The following is a 4,796-nucleotide window of genomic DNA, read 5'->3' as shown; positions in this document are numbered from 1 at the left end:
GTCGCCGTCTCTTTGGTCTGGGGGATCGCCGTGGTGGCGGACTCGGCGCAGTTTTCCACTATCGTCAGCGAGGTCTCCCATCCTTCCTATGTAGGCACGGCGCTGACCATGCAGGTGGCGCTGGGCTTCCTGCTCACCAGCCTTTCGGTGCGTGTGGTGGCAGCGGTGGGAGGAAACTGGGGATGGCGGTGGGCCGGGCCGGCGATGGCCATCGGTCCGCTGCTGGGAATCCTGGCAATGATGCGGCTCAGGAGCGCGCCGGCGGACTGAAATCTCGATTCTAAGATTTCTTGTAGGCGTCCCGAATGCGGTCGGAGCGCTTGCCGCGGTCGTCCAGGCCCCAGGTCTCGCCCGCGCGGCAAGCGGCGAACACTAGGAACAGGCAGAGCAGCGGGATGTTGCCGAGCTGGTTGCCGAGATAGCGCCACGGCGGCCCCGGCCCGGGCGCATTCCAGGTGCAGAGCACCAGGTTGAGCATGAAGAGCGCGCCCACCACCGAGAAAAAGCGCACGCGCAGTCCCAGCACCAGCGAGATCCCGATGAGCAGCTCGGTGATGGCCACGGCGTAGCCGGAGGCGACGGCGTGCTCCACCGTCTTATGCAGGAAGGGCTTGTAGAAGCTCACCGCGCTCGATTGGATGTAGCCGGTGACGGATTTGGCGTAGCCGGTGTGGGCGAAGTCGGGCGAGGCTAGCTTGTACTGCGCGAAAAACAGAAAGAAGATCCCGATGACGATGCGGGTCAGCGCCAGCATGCGCGCTCCGCTTTGGGTGGAAGAAGAAGTCGCCATGGGCTTTTCTGCAGCCGCAGGCCGCGTCTACCTGGACGGCTAGTCCCCGCCGGGGCCGTCGTTGGAGAGGTACTGTTCGACCGAATCCAGGTCGTGGGCCAGCTCATCGACTTGCGCCTGCAGCAGGTTGCGAATGGAGAGCATGCCCAGGAGTTTGCCGCTCGCGTCCACGATGGGCAGATGCCGGACGTGGCATTCGACCATCTCCGCCAGCGCCTCGCCGGGCGTGGTCTCTACCGTGGCCATCTCCACCGGCGTGGTCATCAGTTCGCGCACCGGGACCTGCTGGGGATCGCGGCCGCTGAGCGCCAGCTTCTGCAGCACGTCGCGTTCGGTGAAGATGCCGGCTACTTTGCCCTCGGCGTCCAGCACCGCGACGGCGCCCACAAGCTGGTCCAGCATGGTCTGGATGGCCTGCGCGACCGTGGCGTCGGGAGGGACCGTGGCCGGCTTGTCGTCACACAGGCTGAGGATGTTCATCACACCACCCCGCGATGGAGGGACATTATGAACTTCGCGGGGCGGGTGTCAATAGGCAGGCTGTCATCCTGAGCGGAGTGAGGCCCGCGCGGCGGGCCGAGCGCAGTCGAAGGACCCCTACCCAGTGAACGCCCGTGGTGATGATAGGGGTCCTTCGACTCGCGCTCACGCCGTTCGCGCTCGCTCAGGATGACAGGCCAATGGACGACAGGCTACTTCACCTCGTCCTTGTACACCTTCCCGTCTTTCATGACGAAGCGTACGTGCTCCAGCACTTTGACATCCTTGAGCGGGTCGCCCTCCACGGCGACGATGTCGGCCAACGCCCCCGGGGCGATCACGCCCAGCTCGCCCTCGCGGTCCAGTAGTTCGGCCGCCTTCGAGGTCGCCGACTGGATGGCCTGCATGGGCGTCATGCCGAACTCCACCTCGCGCGCGAACTCCTGGGCCTCCGAGTCCGTCCAGGGGAAGCCGCCGGCGTCGGTGCCGTAGGCGATCTTCACGCCCGCCTTGAGCGCCTTCTGGAAGGATGGCCCGTGCACCGCCACGCGCTTGCGGTCGCGGCGGCCCTCGGGGGTGTTCTCCGGAGCCGAATCGTAGTAGTAGGGCGCGAGGGTGGGGACGTACCAGGTGCCCTGGCGCAGCATCTGAGCGACGTTCGCGTCGGTGAGCTCGAGGCCGTGCTCGATGGAGTCGCAGCCGCCGTCGAGCGCCCGCTGCAGTCCCACGCCGTTATAGGCGTGGCAGGCCACCTTGCGCTTCCAGCCGTGCACTTCGTCGGTGATGGCCTTGATCTCCTCCAGCGTAAGCGTGGGCTGTGAGACCAGGTTGCCCTGCTTGTCCACCCAGGAGCGGTGCGTCATGTAGACCTTGACCCAGTCGGCGCCGTGCTCCATCTGCTCGCGCGCCGCTTTGCGCGCTTCCACCGGGCCGTCCACCAGCTGCGCGCCCTTGGGGACCTCGATCTCCGGGGCATAGCCGTGCAGCGGATAGCCGCCGGTGGTGGAGATGGCGCGCGTCACCACGAACATGCGCGGGCCGGGGATGCGGCCTTCGTCGATGGCCTGCTGAATGCCGACGTCGCCGTAGCCGGCGCCTTCAGTCTCGACGTCGCGGATGGTGGTGAAGCCCTGCTCCAGCGCCCGGTGCGCCGCCACCGTGGCCCGCGCCGCGCGATACGCCAACGGATACTTCAGAAGTTGCACGTCGTAGCCGCCTTCGGCCGGGTCTTCGCCCTGCAGGAAGATGTGGGTGTGGGTATCGATCAGTCCGGGCAGGACGGTCGAGCGCGAAAGGTCGATGGTCGTGACGTTGGGACCGCCGGGGATGGCACGCCCCGCGCCCTCGAACAGGACGTCGGTGATGCGGTTGCCGCGGATGATGATGACCTGGTTGCGCTGCGGCGCGTCCGATTTGCCGTCAATCAACACCCCGGCGTGGATGACGGTGACCGGTTCGGCTCCCATCGCCGCCGGCTTCTGCGCCCACGCCAGTGTCGTCATCAGCAGAACCGCCATCAGCCCCAACTTTGAAATCTTCATCTCCGTGCCTCCGTGTCTCCGGGGTGAAAAGTCTATTTTCCTTCGATCACCGCATCCGCCTCGATCTCCACCAGCATCTCGGGCGCAATCAACCCCTTCACCTCGACCATGCTGGTGGCGGGGCGGATGTCGCCGAAGAACTCGCCGTGCGCCTTGCCGACCTTTTCCCAGTCGGCGATGTTGGTCACGAACATGCGCGTGCGGACGACGTCCTTCAGGCGCGCGCCCGCCTGGCGCAGCGCCGCCTCGATGTTGCGTAGGGTTTGCACCGTCTGCGCGTAGGCGTCGCCCGCGCCGACGATCTTTCCCGCGGCGTCGGTGGCGGTGGTGCCGGAGACGAACACGGCGTTCCCCACGCGCACCGCGCGCGAGTAGCCGACCACCGGCTCCCAGGGCGTCCCGCTCGATATGTTCTTCCGGTGCATGGCCAGCCTCCCCCGGAACGGGGAGTGGAATTCTAACCCCTGGGAAACCAAACGGCGCTGGCTGCCGTCAAAATCTATGGCCTCCCCGGATGACCTCCGGGTGGCGGACTCGCGCTAGGCACTTGCTTCGCGCAAACCATTTGGGGTAAGAATCGCGCAGCAGGCTCTCCCACGCAGGCCCAAGCCAGCGAAGGAGGAGAGACGGCTCATGATTCCCGAATCGCATCCACTGCGGCAGTTGTTCCAGGAGCTGGTGGCGCGCCACTACGCTTCCAGCGGCATCGAGCTGCGCGACCCCGCGCTCAGCGCCTACGTCGCCAACCTGCTCACCGAGTTCTGCGAGGTCGAGCAGCTGCATAAGATCCACGACGCCGCTGCGCGTCCCCTCTCAGATGTGGGAGAGATGCTGCTGCAGTCCGACCCGGTCTATGGCCCCGCGCCCTCCTTCGACCGCGAGCGCCAGGTGCGCAAGCACATCGGCGACTACACCCTGTTCTTCACCGGCATGTTTCCGGAGAGCATCAACCACTTCCGTCTGCGGCGGCAGCGACTGGAAGGCTTTGTGGACTTCATGAAGGCGGGCAAGGAGAGCTACTTCATCGTTTCCAAGTTCGAGCACTTCGAGTACGAGAAGGTGGCGCCGCTGTTCGCACGGCTCTCGCGCGAGTTCGAGCGCTGCGTCTATGGACTGAACCTGGTGAAAAACGACCTCAGCGAGATGCAGCACCCCATCGTAAGGCGGACGGCTGAACTGCTGATGTAGTTTTCTCTTCCGCGTTGTCATCCTGAGCGGAGCGAGGCACAGCCGAGCGCAGTCGAAGGGCCCCTACCCCGCCCGCGCTACGATGCGGCCCCAGGGCATTCTCACGATGCAGCGCAAGGAATCGCTCTCGTAGAAATGCCTTTGCGCCGCACTGATTAGCGAGCGTTCCCGGGGTCCTTCGACTCGCGCTCATTTCGTTCGCGCTCGCTCAGGATGACAATCGGTAGAAGCTTAGCGCCGCGTCCCCCTGCTTGAGCACGCGGTAGCGCGCCAGCGGACCGAAGGCGCTCCCGGGATCGAAGCGCTTCTCGTGCTCGGCGATCACGATGCTTCCCGCGTGCAGCAGCGGGGAGCGCGACAGCAGCTCCAGCGTTTCCGCGTAGGCCTGCTGCATGCGATAGGGCGGGTCGAGGAAGCAGAAGTCGCAGGCCAGGTTCTTGGCCTCCAGCCGGCGGAGGGCAGCCGCGGCATCCATCGCCAGCATCTCGAATCCGCCGGCGATTCCCAGCGTCTTCAGGTTTCCCTGAATCAGCGCCGCGGCCTTCTTCGACGACTCCACAAAATAGACCGCGCTCGCGCCGCGGCTCAGGGCTTCGATGCCCACGGCGCCGGTGCCGGCGTAGAGGTCCAGCCAGACGGTACCCGCCAGCCGCTCAGGCTCGCCGCCGCTGAGCACGTCGAAAAGCGTCTCGCGCAGGCGGTCGGAGGTGGGCCGCAGGTCCAAGCGGCGCAGCAAGCGCAGCGTACGCCCGCGGAATTTGCCGGCGATAACACGCATCAGAGCCGGATGGCCTTGG

General features: G+C 65.9%; 7 protein-coding genes. 2 read left to right on the top strand and 5 right to left on the bottom strand.

The features are described from left to right. Window positions 1–270, top strand: a 270-nt coding sequence (locus VGQ94_00035) for a hypothetical protein (GenBank protein ID HEV2020897.1), incomplete at its 5' end; no start/stop codon positions are given. Window positions 271–280: 10 nt separating this feature from the next. Here the strand turns inward: VGQ94_00035 and VGQ94_00030 are convergent. The 4 genes from VGQ94_00030 to VGQ94_00015 form a co-directional block, all read right to left on the bottom strand. Next, complete coding sequence (locus VGQ94_00030; protein ID HEV2020896.1) at window positions 281–790, bottom strand: DoxX family membrane protein; 510 nt, start codon at window positions 788–790, stop codon at window positions 281–283. A gap of 39 nt (window positions 791–829) precedes the next feature. Next, a complete protein-coding gene (locus tag VGQ94_00025) occupies window positions 830–1,270 on the bottom strand; it encodes a CBS domain-containing protein (GenBank protein HEV2020895.1) in 441 nt (146 codons plus the stop codon). 212 nt (window positions 1,271–1,482) lie between these two features. Further along, window positions 1,483–2,811, bottom strand: coding sequence for an amidohydrolase family protein (locus VGQ94_00020; GenBank protein ID HEV2020894.1), 1,329 nt, complete (start codon window positions 2,809–2,811; stop codon window positions 1,483–1,485). Window positions 2,812–2,843: 32 nt separating this feature from the next. Next, on the bottom strand, window positions 2,844–3,236 hold the full coding sequence (locus VGQ94_00015) for a RidA family protein (GenBank protein ID HEV2020893.1): 393 nt from the start codon (window positions 3,234–3,236) through the stop codon (window positions 2,844–2,846). Between the two features lie 208 nt (window positions 3,237–3,444). Between VGQ94_00015 and VGQ94_00010 the strand changes: the two genes are divergently transcribed. After that, the gene (locus tag VGQ94_00010; protein HEV2020892.1) at window positions 3,445–3,999 is read left to right on the top strand and encodes a hypothetical protein; all 555 of its coding nucleotides are present in this window, start codon (window positions 3,445–3,447) and stop codon (window positions 3,997–3,999) included. 208 nt (window positions 4,000–4,207) lie between these two features. Here the strand turns inward: VGQ94_00010 and rsmD are convergent. Continuing rightward, window positions 4,208–4,796: 16S rRNA (guanine(966)-N(2))-methyltransferase RsmD (gene rsmD / locus VGQ94_00005; GenBank protein ID HEV2020891.1), on the bottom strand; the 589-nt coding region annotated here is incomplete at its 5' end.

The organism is Terriglobales bacterium, from assembly GCA_035937135.1.
Classification (GTDB): domain Bacteria; phylum Acidobacteriota; class Terriglobia; order Terriglobales; family Acidobacteriaceae; genus DASYVL01.
This window is presented reverse-complemented; position numbering and strand designations above follow the sequence as displayed.